We start from the raw sequence: 17378 nt of genomic DNA on the forward strand, positions 1-17378 counted from the left end.
GTGATTACCACTGCCCAAACCGAAAGGGCGCAAGCCAAGGCTTCCGCCCTTTCATCCCCTCTTTCGGCTCTGCCACGGCCGGCCTTGCTGCTGGCCGTGCTGGTCGTTTTGTTGTGCGCGCTGGCTGTCGCCTTCGGGCCGGTGCCGGCATTGCAGGCCACGATCAACGGTTTCGTCGCAGGGAGCTATACCGGCCTTGGGGCGATCGGCCTGACGCTCGTGCTCGGCGTGCTCAAGCTGGTCAACTTCGCGCATGGCGACCTGCTGGTCACCGGCGCCTATTTCACGATCCTGTTCGCCTGGCTCGGTCTGCCTTTGCCGCTGGCCATGCTGGCGGCCATGATAGCGACGGCGGCGCTGGCGCTCCTCACCGAGAAGATCATCTGGCAACCGCTGCGCCAGGCGAAAGCCGGCAGCCTGCAGCTTTTCCTGTCGGCCATCGGGCTTGGCCTGGTGCTGCGCTTTTCCGTGCAATTTTTCGCCGGCAGCCAGGTCAGGACACTTGGCGCCAATGTCGTCTCCTCGATCGCCATCGGGCCGCTTCGGCTCGGCACGTTGCAGGCTCTGGCCTTGGTCGTCGGCCTCACGGCGATGATAATCGTCGGACTGGCGCTGCGCTTCACCAGCATCGGCAAGGAGATGCGGGCCTTCGCCGACAATCGCGCCCTGGCGGAGGTGTCCGGCATCGACACGCAGCACATCATCAACGTCACCTGGATCGCCGCCGGCTTCCTCGCGGCGCTATCGGGCATTCTTTATGCGACCGCCATCGGCAGTTTCAATCCGAACTTCGGCATAACGCTGCTGCTCAGCCTGTTCGCCGCCACCGTCCTGGGCGGCGTCGGCAACCCTTACGGCGCCCTTGTCGGCGGGCTGGTGATCGGTCTCTCGCAGGAATGGTCGACCCTGCTGTTCAACGCGCGATGGAAACCCGCGGTGGGCTTCGCACTGCTCATCCTGATGTTGATGTTCATGCCGCAAGGCATATTCGGTCGGGCAAAGCGCCGCTCATGAGCATCGATTTCTGGATCAATGTCGGCGTCCTTGCAGGCATATACGGCATATTCACGCTCGGCCTGCAGCTCAATGCGGGCTTCACAGGCCTGTTGAACTTCGGCCAGGCCGGCTTCATGGCGATTGGCGCCTATACGGTTGGCATCCTGGTCGTCGACCGCGGCTGGTCGCTTTGGCTGGCGCTGCCGGCGGGCATTGTGCTGGCCGTTCTGGCAGGCCTGTTCGTCGGTATCGCGTCGCTGCGCCTGCGTTCGGACCACTTCGCCATTGCAACCATCGCCTTCGCCGAGATCGTCAGATACACCTTGCAGAACGCGGCCTTCTCAGGCGGCAACCAGGGTGTTCTCGGCTTCGACGCCGAATGGCGCGCCGTGTCGGACTGGATGCTCCCATGGCTCGCCATGATCGGGCTCGGCAGCTACACGCAACTGCCGCTGTTCATCGTGGTGTGGCTGGTCTTCATCGCGCTTCTTCTGATGCTCAGGGCCTTGCAGGCAACGCCGTGGGGCCGTGTGCTGCGCGGCATTCGCGAGGACGAGGATGCCACCGCCGCGCTTGGCAAGGACGTGTTCGCCTACAAGCTACAGTCGCTCGCCCTGGCGGCGGCGCTGGCAGCGGTCGCCGGCTTCTTCGTCGCGCTCAACGTCACCTATCTCTACCCGACCGTCTTCGATCCGACATTCACCTTCTTCGGTTATGCGCTGCTGGTGCTGGGCGGCTTCGCCAGCTATGGCGGCGTGGCGCTCGGCAGCGTGCTGTTCTGGATGCTCCTGGAAGGCACCAGGCTGATCGAGACATCGCTGTCGGCCGGCCAGCAGGCCTCACTGCGCTTCGTCATCGTCGGTCTGTTTCTGCTCCTGATCAGCCGGCTGCGGCCGCAAGGCCTGCTCGGCAATGTCAACGAGATGAAGGTGCGGCCATGAGCACCGAAACCATCCTGGAGGTGGCCGACGCGGTCAAGGATTTCGACGGCCTTCGCGCCGTCGATGGCGCGAGTTTCAGCGTCGAGCGCGGCTCGATCACGGCGCTGATCGGCCCCAATGGCGCCGGCAAGACGACGATGTTCGATCTGCTGAGCGGCTTTGCCAGGCTGGACTCCGGCGCCATCCGCTTCGCCGGACGATCGATCGGCGGCATGGCGCCCCACAGGATTGCACGGCTCGGCATGGTGCGTACCTTCCAGTTGACTCGGGTCCTTGCCGGCATGTCGGTCATCGACAACATGCTGCTCGCCGCGCCGCGCCAGCCCGGCGAACACCTCATCTCGCTGCTTGTCGGGCCAGGACGCGCCAGGGCCGCCGAGGCCGCCGCGCACGCACGGGCCGCGGGCTTGCTCGAGACATTTGGTCTGCGCGACAAGGCACAGGACTATGCCGGCGCGCTCTCGGGAGGCCAGCGCAAGCTTCTGGAAATCGCACGGGCGCTCATGACCGAGCCCTCCATGGTGCTGCTCGACGAGCCCATGGCTGGAGTCAATCCGACGCTTGGCCGCGCCATTCTCGACCACATCGCCGCGCTGCGGGAACAACGCGGCACCACTTTCCTGTTCGTCGAACACGACATGGACATTGTGATGAGCCGCGCCGACCGCGTCGTCGTGATGGCTCAGGGCCGTGTCATCTCGGCCGGCACGCCGGCGCAGGTGCGCGCCGATCCCGGTGTCGTCGAAGCCTATCTCGGCAGTCCGTCCCCGGAGGCGGCGGCATGAAGCCCAATGTGCTCACCATCGCCTCTCTCATTGCCGGCTACGTGCCTCAGCTTGATATTCTGAACGGCGTCAGCATCACGGTGCGGCAGCACGAGATCGTCACCGTCGTCGGCCCCAACGGCGCCGGCAAATCGACGCTGCTCAAGGCGCTTGTCGGCCTGGTGGCGCCAAAGAGCGGAACGATTGCGCTCGATGACAAGGATATAGCCGGCCTGCCGCCGAGCACGATCGTCCGCCAGGGTTTGGGGTATGTCCCGCAGCGCGAGAACGTGTTCGAGACGATGCCTGTCGAGGAGAACCTCGAGATCGGCCTGAAGCCACGTCGCGACCTCCAGCTGAAACAGCGGCTGGAACTCATGTACGAGCTTTTTCCGAGGCTGCGCGAGCGGCGGCGGCAGATGGCCGGAAGCCTTTCGGGCGGCGAGCGGCAGATGCTGGCCATGGCGCGGGCGCTTATGCCGGAGCCGAAGGTGCTGCTGCTCGATGAGCCGACAGCCGGTCTTGCGCCGCGGTTCGTCGACGTGATGTTCCAACAGGTGTCTGCGATCAACAAGTCCGGCGTCACGATCCTGATGGTCGAGCAGAACGCCACCCGGGCGCTGGCCATGTCGCATCGCGGATATGTGCTGGACCTCGGCCGCAATGCCTATGAGGGCGAAGGGCCGGCCCTGGCCCGCGATCCGAAGGTCGCCGATCTTTATCTGGGAGGATTTCATGGCTGACGCCGCAGTGGATTTCGAGGCGTTGGATGGCATGGTTCGCGACGCCCCGTTTCATCGATGGCTCGGGGTGACCCTCAAGTCGATGTCCGCGGACGGCGTGGAAATCCTGCTGCCGTGGCGCGAGGAGTTCGTGTCGGATCCGGTTGTGCGCTACACACATGGCGGCATCTTGGCGGCGCTGATCGATCTTGCCGGCGACTATGCGGTCGCCGCGAAGATCGGCCGAGGCGTGCCGACCGTCGATATGCGGGTGGACTATCATCGCGCCGCCTTGCCCGGCGCCCTCGTGGCCCGTGCGACCATCATCAAATTGGGCGGGACGCTGGCGACCGCCGAAGCCAAGGTGTTCGATGAACAGGACAGGCTCGTTGCCAGCGGGCGCGGCGTCTACCTGACGCTGTCGCGCAAGGACTGACAGGAAGGACCGACATGAGCGTCGAACTCGATCATATTCTGTGGGCGGCGCCCGATCTCGATGCCGGGTCGGCACTTATCGGCAAGCTCACCGGCGTCGATCCGGCCCGGGGCGGCTCGCATCCCGGCTTCGGCACGCGCAACAGCCTGCTTTCGCTTGGCGCCACCTATCTGGAAATCATTTCGCCCGATCCGGCGCAATCGCTCGAAGGCAATCGCGGCGGCAGCATCGCCGCCCTCGCCCACCCCGGGCTTGCCACCTTTGCCGTGCGCACCAGGAACCTCGACGCCTATGCGGCGGCGGCAAGCCGAGCGGGCATCCGCACCAGGGGCCCGATCGAAATGGGCAGGACGCGGCCTGACGGGGTGCGGCTCGACTGGGCCTGTCTCTACATCGAGGATACCGCGTTCGGCGAGATGATCCCCTTTGCCATCGACTGGAAGGCATCGCCGCATCCCGCCGCGAGCACGCCCGTCGGCTGTACACTGCGCGAGTTCATCGTGCTGCATCCGCAAGCCGAAGCGCTGTCGCGGATCTATAGCGAAATGGGCATCGACGTGCCCGTACGGCTCGCTGCCCAACCGGGGTTCCTCGCCGTCCTGCAATCACCCCGGGGTGAGGTCGTTCTCACGGCCTCCTGACCGCGCCAGACCATACGATTTTTCGAAAGCGAGCCTGCCATGCCGATCACGCCAGACAATCCGCGCTGGAACAATCTTGGCTACTGGAACCACGATGCCGCCGGCCTTTACCCCGACAACATCGCCATCATCGACCTGTCGCGCGACCAGCCACGCGAGGTGCTTTATCGCGAACTTGAGAACCGGCTCGACAGGGCGGCCCGTCTTCTGGTCGACAGCGGCCTGAAGCCCGGCGACCGGCTGGCTTTGTCGGTCAGCAATCGCTTCGAATTTGTCGAAACCTTCTTCGGCGCGATGCGCGCCGGCATCGTTCCGGTTCCTCTCAACACCAAGCTCGGCGCCGACACGCTGGAGTACATAATGCGGGATGCCGAATGCGTCGGCGCCCTCGTCGAGGAAGCGGCGAATCCGCACGTCGCCCCGCTTGCGGAGCTGATCGGATGCAAGGTGAAAATCGCCTTCGAGACGTCGCGGCCCGGCTGGCTGGACTACGAGGCGGCGCTGTCGGCAACCGAGCCGCGGTTCGATCCAGCCCGGCTGTCGGATGACCATCCCTCCTTCCAGCCCTACACGTCGGGTTCGACCGGCCGGCCCAAGGGCGTCGTGCTCACCCATGCCGGACAAGTGTGGTGGCTTCGCTGCCTGCAGAAATACTGGCCGGGTCTGCCCGAGCACCGGGCGCTGGCGGCGGTTCCGCTCTACCACAAGAACGCCATGGCCGGCGCCATCAAGCCGATGTTGAGCTGGGGCGCCTCGGTGGTGCTGTTGCCGAATTTCGAGCCACGCCGCTTCCTCCAGACCCTGGCGGATTACCGCTGCACCCATGCCGGCGCGGTTCCGGCGGTGTTCACGCTGCTCCTCCAGGAGCGCGACCTGATCGAGACGCTCGATTTCTCGGCGCTGAAGGGCCTGAAGATCGGCTCGGCGCCCACGCCCAAGGAACTGCTCGACGCCGTCGAAGCGGCCTTCGGTGTCGCTGCCTCGGAGAGCTACGGCCTGACCGAAGGCGGACCGGTGATGATCGGCACGCCGACGGATGGACGCGCCGTTCCACATGGCAGCTGCGGCGTGATCTGGCCCGAGGGCGAAGTGAAGCTCGTTGACGCGGCCGGCAATGAAGACCCGTCCTACGGCGAATTGCTGGTACGCAATCCGGGCGTGACGCCTGGCTACTGGAAGCTGCCGGAGGTCAACAGGCAAAGGCTGAAGGACGGTTGGCTCAGCACCGGCGATGTCTTTTCCAAGGACGACGACGGCTTCTTCTATTTCCGCGGCCGCACCGACGACATGTTCAATTCAGGCGGCGAGAATGTCTATCCGCTCGAGATCGAGAACATGCTGCTGCGCAATCCCGCCGTCGCCGAAGCCTCGGTGGTGCCGGTTCCGCACCGCATCAAGGGCGAAGTGCCCGTGGCGATGGTGGTCAAGGCCAAGGGCCGCGATATCACCGAGGAGGAACTCAAGCAGTTCTGCCTATCGGTCGGCCCTGCCTATGCCCATCCGCGCAAGATCGTCTTCACCGAAGAGCTGCCGCTCAATGGGCCGGGCAAGATCGACCGCAAGGTCGTGCAGCGGATGATGATCGAGCGCTTTGGAACACTGGGCTAGTCAGCTGGCTCGTCGCCACTCGAGACAAGACAAGAAACGATACAAGGGAGATCAGCATGCGTGCCGTCGTAACCTATGAACATGGTGGTCTCGACCGGATGGTCCATGAGCCGTCCTACAGCGATCCGATACCCGGCACGGACGACGTGGTGGTCAGGGTGCGCGCCTGCACGCTCAACTATCATGACGTCTTCACCCGCAAGGGCATGCCGGGCATCAAGATAAACATGCCGCTCATCCTCGGCATCGATGTCGCGGGCGAGATCGCGGCTGTGGGCGCGAATGTCCAGGGCCTGAGCGCGGGGCAGCGCGTGCTTGTCGACCCGATCGACCGCGTCAAGGGCGGATTGCTGGGCGAGACCTTCGACGGCGGGCTCGCCGAACTGGTCCGGGTTCCCGCCCACATGATCATTCCGCTGGCCGACGACGTGAGCTTCGCGGACGCCGCCGCACTGCCCGTGGCCTATGGCACCGCCTATCGCATGATGATGACGCGGGGCAAGATCAAGCCGGGCGAGAAGGTGCTGATCCTCGGTGCGTCCGGCGGCGTCGGCACGTGTTGCGTGCAGCTTGCCAAACAGGCCGGCGCGACGGTGATCGCTTGCGCGTCGAGTGACGAAAAGATCGATCGCCTGAAGGCGTTGGGTGCCGATGTCGGCATCAATTACGCGCAGGGAGACTGGGTCGCGGAATGCCGGCGACAGTTCGGCCGGGCGCGGGTCTTCGGACGCGACGAAGGCGGCATCGATGTCGTCGTCAACTTCACCGGCGGCGACACCTGGGTGCCGTCGCTTCGCGTCATGCGCCGTGACGGCCGGCTGCTGACATGCGGTGCCACGGCCGGCTACGATCCACACGAGGATCTGCGCCTGATCTGGACCTTCGAACTGAACATTGTCGGCTCGAACGGCTGGTCGCGCGACGACGTGCTGGCACTGCTCGACCTTGTCAAGGGCGGCAAGCTGAAGCCGGCGCTCCACCCACGGCGGTTTTCCCTCGAGGAGGCCGGCGAGGCCATGCGACTGCTGGACGACCGGCAGGTCTACGGCAAGGTGGTCATAGAACCCTGACAGCAACACCTGGCCGGAAAACCGATCCTTTGCGATCCCAACGGTGATCGGATCGCTGTTGGGCGGGCGACCGCGCCCAACATTTCCTTGAAGCCTGCATCGCAACGTCGTGCGATTATGGCGAAATCGCCGGCCCGGCGGTCTCACTCGATGTCGAATGAGACGCCATGGGCCAGCGGCAGCGCATCGGGCCGTGGATCCTTGTCTTTGATCTTGCCGGGAAGTGTCGCGGATACGGCCCTGTTCAGACACCTTTGCCGGATTGCGAACGGCCCCGCAGGAGAAGCGCCCGGGCCTGGGCGATAATGGGAGCGTCGATCATTTTGCCGTCGACAAGGCGCGCCGCGCCATCCTGGGCCGCGTCGACGACACGCTGCGCCCAGCCCAGTTGCTCGGCGCTTGGCCGAAAGGCCGCGATGACATCCGACGTTTGGGCGGGGTGTATGCAAAGCTTCCCGCCGGCCCCATGATTCAAGGCTTGCCGGCATTCGGAGGCCAGTTTGGTGGTATCCGCGACTTCGAAGGACGGGCCGTCCAACGGCAGGGCCTTCCCGGCGGCCCTGCTTGCGACAGCCAGCCGCATCAAGGCATGCGCTTTGATCGCATCGGAAGCTGCCGCACCCAGGTCCAGGGCGAAGTCCGCGGGGCCAAACGCCAATCTTGCGACATGCGGGTGGGCGGCCAGGGCGGCCGCCGCCTCCAGGCCCCTGGCGGTCTCGATCAACGCCATGATCTCGACGTCCTCACCGAGGGTCTCGATGATCGCGTCGAGCGTTGCCACGGACTCCGCCTTTGGCAGGCAGATACGTCGAAGCCCGAATGCCCTGACGGCGGCGAGGTCGGCATGGTACCAGCCGCTGTCTTCGCTGTTCACCCGGACGAAGGTGGGGTTCTGCAATCTCAGGGCATGGCAAAGGTTCGAGCGGGCGCCATCCTTGGCGGCGGGTGCAACAGCGTCCTCGAGATCGACAATGACCGCGTCGGCTCCAGACCGGTCTGCCTTTTCAAAACGCTCGGGGCGGTCGGCCGGCACAAACAAGGGCGCGACAGGCGCACTTGATATGGGCGCGATCATCGGGCCGGTCCCTGGTCGATATCAGCTTCCATGTGCACGGCGCCATTCCCGCCTTGCGCCCAGAACCGCTGCCCATCCATGCCGGCCCTGAAGGTCAGTTCACGGTCCGCGATTGCAGGGGCAAGGCCACGGTAGCGAAACGTCAAGGGTAAATCCGCGCGTCGGGACGCCGCGAGATTCAGGAGCAGCGTCGCCTGGAGGGGGCCGTGGACCACCAGCCCTTCATATCCCTCCGCCTTGGTCGCGTAAGGCAGGTCATAGTGGATGCGGTGGCCATTGAAAGTGATGGCCGAGTAGCGAAAGAGCAGCGTGGGCGACGGAACGACCGACCATACCTTTCCAGCGGGCTGGAGTATCGCCGGCGCCGCGGGTGTATTGTTGGGACGAGCACCGTCCCCCGGCGTGGCCGCTTCCCGGTAAACGATATCCTGCCGTTCGCTCAGCACCAGGCCACGATCTGAGTGATAGTCATGGCCGACAGCGACAAACCACAGCTCACCAGACCGGCCTTGCTTGCGGACAATGTCGCGGATGGTGGAGACTCGGCGAACTTCATCGCCGACTCGGAAAGCATCGAGCACCCGGATTTCACCTCCCGCCCACATGCGGCGCGGCAACGGGACGGGCGGCAGCGACAGGTTCTTGGCAGGATGGCCATCGGCACCCAGCTGGTCCATGCCGGCTATCGCCGGCGACAGGCACCAGTGGATGCCAAGCGGCGCCTGGCGTGCCGCCGAAGGTGCGAGATTGGGTTCAAAAATTGCCCTGAAACTCCGCACGAGACGTTCCGAGACGACATCGAAGCTCTCGCTCTGACGGCCAATCCATTCCGCGAATGGTTTCTGTTCGGTCGCGTCCACCTGACCGCCCGTCAATAGGAACGTGGCATTCCGAGCACATGCTCGGAAAGGTAGGACAGGATGAGGTTCGTCGAGATCGGCGCGACCTGGTAAAGCCGGGTTTCGCGGAACTTGCGCTCGACATCGTACTCTTCGGCGAAACCGAAACCGCCATGGGTCTGGACACATGCGTTGGCGGCTTCATTCGAAGCATCCGCTGCGAGCATCTTGGCCATGTTGGCCTCGGCACCACAGTCGAGGCCCGCTTCATAGAGCCGCGTCGCCTCGCGGACCATGAGTTCGGCCGCGCGCATGTTGGCATAGGCCTTGGCGATGGGAAACTGGATGCCCTGGTTGGCGCCGATGGCCCGGCCAAAGACGTTGCGGTCACTGGCGTAAGTGGAAGCCTTGTTGATCAGCCACTTGGCGTCGCCAACGCACTCGGCGGCGATCAGGATCCGCTCGGCATTCATCCCGGACAGAATGTAGCGGAAGCCCTTGCCCTCTTCTCCGACCAGATTCTCGGCGGGGACTTTGACATTGTCGAAAAAGACCTCGGTCGTGGAGTGGTTCATCATCGTCCGGATCGGCCGGATCGACAGCCCCTCTTGAAGCGCCGCCCGCATGTCCAGGATGAACACTGAAAGGCCGTCGGTTCGTTTGGCCACCTGGTCCTTTGGAGTGGTCCGCGCGAGCAGGAGCATGAGGTCGGAATATTCCGCTCGGCTTGTCCAGATCTTCTGGCCGTTGACGACGTAATGATCGCCCTCCTTGCGGGCGAAGGTCCGGATCGAAGTCGTGTCCGTGCCGCTGGTCGGCTCGGTGACGCCGAACGCCTGCAGTCTCAATTCGCCGGAGGCGATCTTCGGAAGATACCGCTCCTTTTGAGACGCATTGCCATGCCGCAGGACTGTCCCCATGACATACATCTGCGCATGGCATGCGGCACCGTTGCACCCGGCTCGCTGGATCTCCTCGAGCACGGCGGCCGCGGCCGACAGCGTCAAGCCGGACCCGCCATATTCCTCGGGGATCAAGGTCGCGAGATAACCAGCCTCCGTCAGCGCGTTGACGAAATCCACCGGGTAGGCGCGGTCCGCGTCGAGCTTGCGCCAGTATTCGCCCGGAAATTGCTCGCAGAGCCGACGCACGGCGTCGCGGATGTCTTCATTGTCAAAGTCCTTGAACATCAAGCACTCCGTGCGGCGCGGACCGCGGCACGCGCATCGCCAGCTATTTCAAACAATCCCAGCGAGCGCACGGGACGGTTATCGGGCAGGCCAAGGATCGCCCTGATCAGGTCGTCGGCACGGCCTTCCGAACAGCCGCCTTCGACAAGTTGCGCGCGGGCTTTCCGAGACAGTTCGGCGGTCGTCACCGGATTGTCGGGATCGCCCTTGGCATCGTGGCGCGTGGCCGAAAGGCGCCTCCCGGAAGCGGTCTCCACCACGATCTCGGCTCCCCATGACCTGGGATAGGCCGCTTCAATCCCGGGCGCGAGTTCGACCTTGACCTTGCCGCGTTCGCCGACCATCCGTTGCCGTGCATCGACATCGAAGCTGGCCTGGTCGACGCGGCCGTCCGCCAAGGCTATCGCGACCGTATGCTGCAGCGAGAATTTGGCGCTGTATGGATCTTCCGGGGTCGGGCGGTCGCACACGTCGAGGGCGGCACGATACGTTCCGACGTGAACCTGTGCGATGGCCTCGCCGGCGATCTCGTGATGCAAGGCGATTGCGCCGTCGATCGCGGGGTGGGTATGCCGGCAGCAAGGCCAGGGCTTGATCGAGGTGTTGATCAGCTGCCACGGGCGCTCGGGTCCGCTTGTCACGGCCTCCGGGATCGGGTCCGGACAGAGGCCGGCGTAAAACCCCTTTTCACCTTCGAGGATATTCTCCGCGCCGGTGAATCCCTCCTTGGCCAGGAATGACGCGAGAAGGCCTGATTCCGCGGCTCTGGCGGTGTGGAGATGCTTGCTCATGGCCCCTTCGGCGAGGAATTCCCAGAGCCCTGACGACTGCGTGCCCGCATTGCCGAGCGCCCACACGGTCTTGGTGTCGTCGAGGCCAATGAGTTCAGCCGCGGCAAAAGCGGCGCCGAACGGACCGCAGGTCGAGGTATTGTGCCAGACCCGGTAATGCTTCTTGCCTACGGACATGCCTATTCGGCAACAGGCTTCATACCCCGCGAGAACTGCCCTGAGAAAAGCTTCGCCACCAAGATCGAGGTCATGAGCCACCGCCCAGGCCGCGGGAATGACGACACTGCCCGGATGGGTCACCGAATCCCGGTGCAGATCGTCCATCTCCAGGATATGGGACAGACCGCCCAGATAAAACGCCTTGCGGGCGGTGTCCGCTTGCGTCGGCGGCGCGACCGTCCTGAGCATGCGGGCCGGCTCGGTCGGCAGCGCGCCAAGGGCGCAGGCAAGCGTATCAAGGACGAACAGCGACGCCCATTCGAGGTCGCGTGCGGTTACCGGCTTTTCGCGGATCAGGCGGGTCAGGTTACGGGTCAAGCTCATGGCGCTGTATTTCCTATCCGTTTGGCATCCACCCTGCCGGCAGTGCCGAACTCCTGCCGCAAGGCCAGGTCGTGCTCGCCAAGCGTCGGCACCCTGCCAAGCACCGGCCGCCTGCCGTTGACCGTGACAGGCGGGGCAAAAAGCTCGACCGGCCCCACCGATGTCTCGACCGGGACTTTGGTCGCGCTGCGGTGCACCGCCAGATCCGCCATGGTTGAGACACGCCCATATGCGATGCGCACCTGGTCCAGCAGTTCGCATAACGTAGCCATGGTATAGGTCGCCAGAAGCGCCTGTACGCATGCGTCCAGCGTCTCGCGGTTCTTGATGCGCAGGACGTTGCGTTCGAACCTTGGGTCCGTTGCGATCGATGGCTGGCGCAGGACACTGTCGCAGAACACGGCCCATTCGCGCTCATTCTGGACGGCGATCAGGATTTCGCCGTCGCTCACCCTGAACAGCCCATAGGGCGCGATCGAGGGATGGGCGAGGCCGAGCCGTCGCGGCTCCTTGCCGCCGTAGCGCCGCGCCAGATAGGGCACGTTCATGTATTCGGCGAGCGTGTCGAATAGCGAAACCTGCAGGTGAGCCCCTTCCCCCGTTCGGGCGCGCACGATCAGCGCTTCAAGGATAGCGGCGTAGGCCCCCTGCCCGGTGGCGATGTCGGATATCGATATGCCGACGCGGGTCGGGCCCGACGAAGCGGATCCCGTCACTCCTGCCAAACCCGCTTCAGCCTGGATCAGCAGATCGTAGGCTTTGCGATCATGGTCGGGTGTTCCCGGCGCATAGCCGCCAATGTCACACACGATCAACCTGGGAAACCGCTTCCTGAGATCGGCGCTGCCGATGCCCAGCCTGTCGGTCGCGGCAGGCGCAAGGTTCTGCACGAACACATCGGCTGAGGCAAGCATGGACTCGACCAGTGCGAGATCATCAGGCCGCTTCAGATCGACGGTGCAGGATTGCTTGCCGCGGTTGTTCCAGATGAAATAGCTGGAGAGGCCGTCAACGTAGTCGTCATACCCTCGCGCGAAGTCACCCTCGGGACGTTCGAGCTTGATGACACGTGCGCCCGCGTCGGCCAACCGCGACGTCGCCAGGGGCGCGGCCACGGCTTGCTCCAGCGAAATGACGGTCGTTCCCTCCAGCGCGCCGGGCATGGCATGCTCCCTGTCCTGCTTTTCCGACACCATCGCACCGGAAGGGGCCACTGCGTCAAATAGCGTTTTGTAATGGGAGGTATAGCGAAACGGTACAGTCGTCCGCCCGCCCGCAACACGCTAGCCAAAGAGGTCGGGGCGCTGATTTTCGTCGGACAGCTCGGCGCTCCAGATCTGGTCCTTGACCAGTTGGCGAAGGATTTCCCACGATAACTGCCCGACGGCACGGGGTGCGGTTTGCAAGGGGCGTTCCGTCGAGTAAGCCAGATACACTTTCCGGGTAATCGGAGGGTTCTTGAAACTCCACGCCCGGCACAGTCCGGCCTGGGCCTCCGCGTTGATCGCCATCCTCGGCAAGATCCCATAACCGATTCCGCGCGTCACCAATCTCTTGATCTGGGTGTAGGAGTCGATTTCAATCGCCGGGTTGATGACGGCCTGGACCGATGTCGCCACGGCTTCGATCAGTTCCCGCAGGCCGTGCCCGGGGCCTGGTACGACAAGCGGCAATCCGGCGACGTCGCGAAGCTCCACGGAGGAGCCCCGAAAGGCGTCCGACCCGGGCATCGACGGGCTGGCAAAGAGACAGATCTCCTCGGACAGCCCATGATGTACCGCGAGTCCCCGGGGATCCGACGTCGCGTAGATCATCGCAAGGTCGACTTCCCCGCGTTTCAGCCATTCCAGGATGTAGCCGCTCATCGCCTCCACAACGCGGATACGAACCTCGGGGAAGCGCTCGCGGGCGGCCTCGATCAGCGGCGCCGCGAGCAGCTCGCTGACTGTACCCGGCAATCCGAAGCGCACCTCGCCACGGGGGGCGATGGCGGCGCCCCTGACGCTGTCGGTGATTTCGGCGAATTCGGCAAGAATGCGCTTGGCGTGCACCATGAGCCGCGCGCCGGCTTCCGTCGCGCTGACCCCATGCGGCCCGCGATGCAGAAGAGAGAGGCCAAGCTCCTCTTCCATGTGCCGGACATGCTGGCTCAACGCCGGCTGCGCCACGTGCAGCTGCGTCGCGGCCTTGGAAAACGAGCCGCTCTCCACGACCTGGGAAAAATATCTAAGCTGACGAAGGTCCAAACCGGCTCCCTACGCTTGATGCAGGACCACCGTATAACATTTTGTTATTGAGGCAACGGCAAAAACCGGCCCTCCGTCTACCCCGGCCCCGACGGCATCGCGCAAGGATCGCCCTAGAATTCCGAGCGATCATGAACCACGTCCGCCAATCTCGCCAGAGTTGCCGCGACATCCGCCTGCTGGAACACGTTGCGTCCGAACATCAGGCCGGTCGCGCCGGCGCTGATCGTGTCCTTTGCGAACTGCAGCGTACCCGCCAGGGTGGCCAAGGCCGGACCGCCCGCGACGGCGATGGGCGCCAGCGATTGCCTGGCAATGTCGGCGAAGCGCTCTGGTTCGCACCAGTCGGTCTTGATCATGTCGGCGCCGAGTTCGCCTGCCATGCGGCAGTTCATCGCCACCACGGCCGGGTCGTCAGCGCGCGCGAAGCCACCCTTTGCCGCCATCGCCTCGATGACGTGCACGACACCCCATTTCCGGCATTCGGAAGCGACAATGCCGGCGGTTTCGAACGATTTCGTTTCCTCTTCCGGGCGGTTGTTGCAGGTGAACAGGTAGGTGATCACCGCTTCGGCGCCCATTTGCACGGCTTCCTCCACCGTCGCGACGAGACGACTGTGCGTGTCCGGATACCCTGTCGGCGTCCCGTGGCGCCACATGGTCGTCTGGTCGAGGCGCAGGATCACGGCGGGCCCGCCTGCCAGGCGGCGGCCATGGCGCAAGAGCATGCCGGGATTGACGATGACCGCGTCGACCCCTGCCTCCGCCACCATGTCGATCAAAGGCGCGGGATCCGTGATACCGGCGATCGGTCCGACCTGCATGCCGTGGTCGAGCGGAACACAGAGCATTCGTCCCGAATTCTTGTTGAGCAACCGGGCAAGCCGGCGTGCCTTACCGATTTCGGACATTTCTTTCGTTCCTTTGGGTGGGATGCGGCCAGTCAGACAAGTTCCAGCCTGACGCCCGCTTCCTTCATGTTCTGCACGATGTCGCGGTCCACCGATTGCGAAACCAGGACCACGTCGAATGCCGTGAGTTCGGCCACGTAATTGAGTGCCGAGAAGTGGAATTTGCTCTCGTCGACAAGAAGAATTTTCTTGCGCGCGATCTCCATCATGGCCTGCTTGGAGCGCACGACCTGTTCGTCCTGGGTATAGAGGGACATGCCCTGGATGGTGGTCGTCGACATCAACGCCACATCGACGTGGTAGGAGCGGATCGCCCTTTCGCAGGCTATGCCGAAAAAGCCGTTGTAGACCCGGTGGTATTTGCCGCCCAGTCCGATCAGTTCGACGTCCTGTTTGTCGCGCAGCCGCTCCATCACGGGTAGTGCATTGGTGATGACGGTTATCGGCGTCACCTGCTCGATGAAATCGCAGACATGGAAGGTGGTCGAACTGTCGTCCCAGACGATGGCGTTGCCGGGTTCGATATGGGCGGCCGCGGCACGCGCCAGCCGGCGCTTCTCCTCCACGTGCTGGCGCGCCCGGTAGAGGTAGCTGCTCTCGAACAGCATCGACTTCTCCACCGAGACGGCGCCACGAATACGTCGCACCAGCCCCTGGTCATGCAGATCGTTGAGATCGCGGTGGATGGTCATCAGCGATACGTCGAGCAGGACGGCAAGGTCCTTGATCTGCGCCGTTCCGCTTTCCATCAGAATGCGGATGATTTCCGAACGGCGATGGTCCGCCTTCGACAAATGTTGCGCCTCTTCGGATTCCAAGCTGCTTGTCCCTCCGGCGATTTGCCCCTTGCCTGTTTTAACATCATTGACAAACCATGCCAGAGAAAAATGTTAAGATATCAAAATTTCGATGCTGCACTGCGCCGCGAGAAAACATCCGGATTCCGTGGTCTCAGCGCGAAGCATCTCAAAATCATGGATTTAAATGGTTTTTTGCAGTGCAGCACGAGCCAGGAATGGGGCGTGTTAGCAAATGTTTCGTGCAAACCGCGCAACCATATTTAACATCAAAAAGCACTGTTTGTAACTTTTCTATTGATATTTATAACGCCCGTGCATAGGCTTCGGATAGGGGTAGGAGAGGGTCGGGTCCGACCATTGCCCCCTTGAACTGACAAGTGGAGGAGAACATGAACATGGCCATGCGCACGCGTCTGTTGACGTCAGCCGCAGCGCTTGCAGCCGCGCTCGCTGCAACCGCGGGTTCTGCCCGCGCCACCGATCTGACTTTCGTCTGGCACGCAGGCACTTGCGCCGACGCGCTGACGACCATCGCCAAGGATTACCCGGACAAATCGGTAAGGATCGTGCCCGCGCTTGTCCCCTATGGCCCGCAGTGGCACGACAAGATCGCGTCCGAATTCGCCATCCAGGGCGACGCTTTCGACTTCGCAATGTGGGACAGCCAATCCACCGCCGAGTTCGCCCAGCATGCCGTCAAGCTCAACGACATCTTCGAAAAGTCGACCTACCTGAAGGCCGACATCTTCCCGGCGGCTTCGCTCTCGCGTTATGGCGAGTATCCGGATGGCTCCGGGCAGTTCTTCGGCCTGCCGGCCAACCAGGATGCCTATGGCCTGACCTACCGCAAGGACCTGTTCGAGGATCCCAAGGAGAAGGAAGCCTTCAAGGCCAAGTACGGCAGGGACCTGGTGGTGCCGCAGACCTATCAGGACGCCAAGCAGGTGGCCGAGTTCTTCACGCGTCCCGACCAGGGGCTCTATGGCTGGGGCCAGATGGGCGGCCGCGACTACGACTTCGCGACCACGGCTTCCAACTCCTTCCTCTGGTCGTTCGGCGGCGAGCTCTACAATCCGGAAACGATGGAAGTGAAGGGCTATCTCGACTCGCCGGCTTCGGTGGATGGGGTGCAGGCCTATGTCGATATGTTCAAGTATGGTCCGCCCGGATCGACCAACTGGGGCTTCGACGAGGTCAACACCGCGATCCAGCAAGGCCAGGTCGCCATGGCGATGCAGTGGTTCTATTTCAACGGGTCCAATGTCGATCCCAAGGTCAGCAAATTCGCCGACAAGATCGCATTTGGGGTTCTGCCGGGCGCCATCGGCCGCGACAAGAAGTTCCGTCGCCAGTTCTCGGTCGGCGGCCAGGGCATGGGCATCAACAAGTACTCCAAGAAACTGCCCGAGCTGACCAAGTTCATGGAATGGTATTTTCAGCCCGAGCAGCAGAAGCGCTATGCCGCCGTCTGCCAGACCGGCCTGAAGCAGGTGCTGGAAAGCCCGGATTGGCAGGGGTTGAATTCCTACAACCGGCAGTTCTCCACCGCGTTGCAATATCTGAACGACTATTGGCACCTGCCTGAATATCCGGTGCTGCTCGACGAGTTGCAGCAGGAGATCTCAAACGCCGCCACCGGCGCCAAGACGGTGCAGCAGGCCCTTTCGGACGCCGCGGAAAAGAACGAGCGCACGCTCCAACGCGCCGGATACGAAATCAAGCGTGGCGACAAGACCCCGGAAGTGCCGGACGAGGTCATATCGCCGGTTGGCGTGGACGCGGTCGTTCCCGTCGAATAACCGCCT

Annotated in this window: 17 protein-coding genes; 9 read left to right on the plus strand and 8 right to left on the minus strand. The window is 63.5% G+C overall.

Annotated elements, in window-relative coordinates; genetic code table 11:
- The 8 genes from AC1VON_RS28795 to AC1VON_RS28830 are packed head-to-tail and all read left to right on the plus strand — an operon-like array spanning position 1 to position 7178.
- The gene (locus tag AC1VON_RS28795; protein ID WP_172349247.1) at positions 1-1014 is read left to right on the plus strand and encodes a branched-chain amino acid ABC transporter permease; all 1014 of its coding nucleotides are present in this window, start codon (positions 1-3) and stop codon (positions 1012-1014) included.
- Positions 1011-1937, plus strand: coding sequence for a branched-chain amino acid ABC transporter permease (locus AC1VON_RS28800; protein ID WP_483125704.1), 927 nt, complete (start codon positions 1011-1013; stop codon positions 1935-1937). Before AC1VON_RS28795 ends, AC1VON_RS28800 begins: the two co-directional genes overlap by 4 nt.
- Positions 1934-2722, plus strand: coding sequence for an ABC transporter ATP-binding protein (locus tag AC1VON_RS28805; RefSeq protein WP_483125705.1), 789 nt, complete (start codon positions 1934-1936; stop codon positions 2720-2722). The genes AC1VON_RS28800 and AC1VON_RS28805 overlap by 4 nt, the downstream gene beginning before the upstream one ends.
- Complete coding sequence (locus AC1VON_RS28810; RefSeq protein WP_172349244.1) at positions 2719-3444, plus strand: ABC transporter ATP-binding protein; 726 nt, start codon at positions 2719-2721, stop codon at positions 3442-3444. The genes AC1VON_RS28805 and AC1VON_RS28810 overlap by 4 nt, the downstream gene beginning before the upstream one ends.
- The gene (locus AC1VON_RS28815; RefSeq protein WP_483125706.1) at positions 3437-3859 is read left to right on the plus strand and encodes a PaaI family thioesterase; all 423 of its coding nucleotides are present in this window, start codon (positions 3437-3439) and stop codon (positions 3857-3859) included. Before AC1VON_RS28810 ends, AC1VON_RS28815 begins: the two co-directional genes overlap by 8 nt.
- Positions 3860-3873: 14 nt before the next feature.
- Positions 3874-4500, plus strand: a complete 627-nt coding sequence (locus AC1VON_RS28820; RefSeq protein WP_483125707.1) for a VOC family protein — start codon at positions 3874-3876, stop codon at positions 4498-4500.
- 39 nt (positions 4501-4539) lie between these two features.
- The gene (locus AC1VON_RS28825; RefSeq protein WP_483125708.1) at positions 4540-6108 is read left to right on the plus strand and encodes a class I adenylate-forming enzyme family protein; all 1569 of its coding nucleotides are present in this window, start codon (positions 4540-4542) and stop codon (positions 6106-6108) included.
- 56 nt (positions 6109-6164) lie between these two features.
- Positions 6165-7178 (plus strand): zinc-binding dehydrogenase, encoded by a 1014-nt coding sequence (locus AC1VON_RS28830; RefSeq protein WP_483125709.1) that lies wholly within the window; start codon positions 6165-6167, stop codon positions 7176-7178.
- 244 nt (positions 7179-7422) lie between these two features.
- On the opposite strand, the gene AC1VON_RS28835 is transcribed toward AC1VON_RS28830, so the two are convergent.
- From AC1VON_RS28835 to AC1VON_RS28870, 8 genes are all read right to left on the minus strand, one after another.
- Complete coding sequence (locus tag AC1VON_RS28835; protein WP_483126391.1) at positions 7423-8211, minus strand: HpcH/HpaI aldolase/citrate lyase family protein; 789 nt, start codon at positions 8209-8211, stop codon at positions 7423-7425.
- Between the two features lie 38 nt (positions 8212-8249).
- Entirely contained in the window at positions 8250-9113 is an 864-nt protein-coding gene (locus AC1VON_RS28840; protein ID WP_483125710.1) for an HTD2 family dehydratase, read from the minus strand.
- Positions 9114-9124: 11 nt separating this feature from the next.
- On the minus strand, positions 9125-10282 hold the full coding sequence (locus tag AC1VON_RS28845) for an acyl-CoA dehydrogenase family protein (protein WP_172349237.1): 1158 nt from the start codon (positions 10280-10282) through the stop codon (positions 9125-9127).
- Positions 10282-11616, minus strand: coding sequence for an MmgE/PrpD family protein (locus AC1VON_RS28850; RefSeq protein WP_483125711.1), 1335 nt, complete (start codon positions 11614-11616; stop codon positions 10282-10284). The genes AC1VON_RS28845 and AC1VON_RS28850 overlap by 1 nt, the downstream gene beginning before the upstream one ends.
- A complete protein-coding gene (locus AC1VON_RS28855; protein WP_172349235.1) occupies positions 11613-12779 on the minus strand; it encodes a CaiB/BaiF CoA transferase family protein in 1167 nt (388 codons plus the stop codon). The genes AC1VON_RS28850 and AC1VON_RS28855 overlap by 4 nt, the downstream gene beginning before the upstream one ends.
- A 120-nt stretch (positions 12780-12899) precedes the next feature.
- The gene (locus AC1VON_RS28860; protein ID WP_483125712.1) at positions 12900-13862 is read right to left on the minus strand and encodes a LysR family transcriptional regulator; all 963 of its coding nucleotides are present in this window, start codon (positions 13860-13862) and stop codon (positions 12900-12902) included.
- A gap of 113 nt (positions 13863-13975) precedes the next feature.
- Complete coding sequence (locus AC1VON_RS28865; RefSeq protein WP_483125713.1) at positions 13976-14773, minus strand: class I fructose-bisphosphate aldolase; 798 nt, start codon at positions 14771-14773, stop codon at positions 13976-13978.
- 32 nt (positions 14774-14805) lie between these two features.
- Positions 14806-15591 carry a DeoR/GlpR family DNA-binding transcription regulator gene (locus tag AC1VON_RS28870; RefSeq protein ID WP_483125714.1) on the minus strand — a complete coding sequence of 262 codons (786 nt, stop codon included), beginning with the start codon at positions 15589-15591 and terminating at the stop codon, positions 14806-14808.
- A 371-nt stretch (positions 15592-15962) separates the two neighbouring features.
- On the opposite strand from AC1VON_RS28870, the gene AC1VON_RS28875 reads away from it, so the two are divergent.
- Positions 15963-17372, plus strand: a complete 1410-nt coding sequence (locus tag AC1VON_RS28875; RefSeq protein WP_172349231.1) for an ABC transporter substrate-binding protein — start codon at positions 15963-15965, stop codon at positions 17370-17372.
- The last annotated feature ends 6 nt before the right edge of the window (positions 17373-17378 follow it).

It is taken from the genome of Mesorhizobium sp. HAY1-8B (assembly GCF_056868045.1).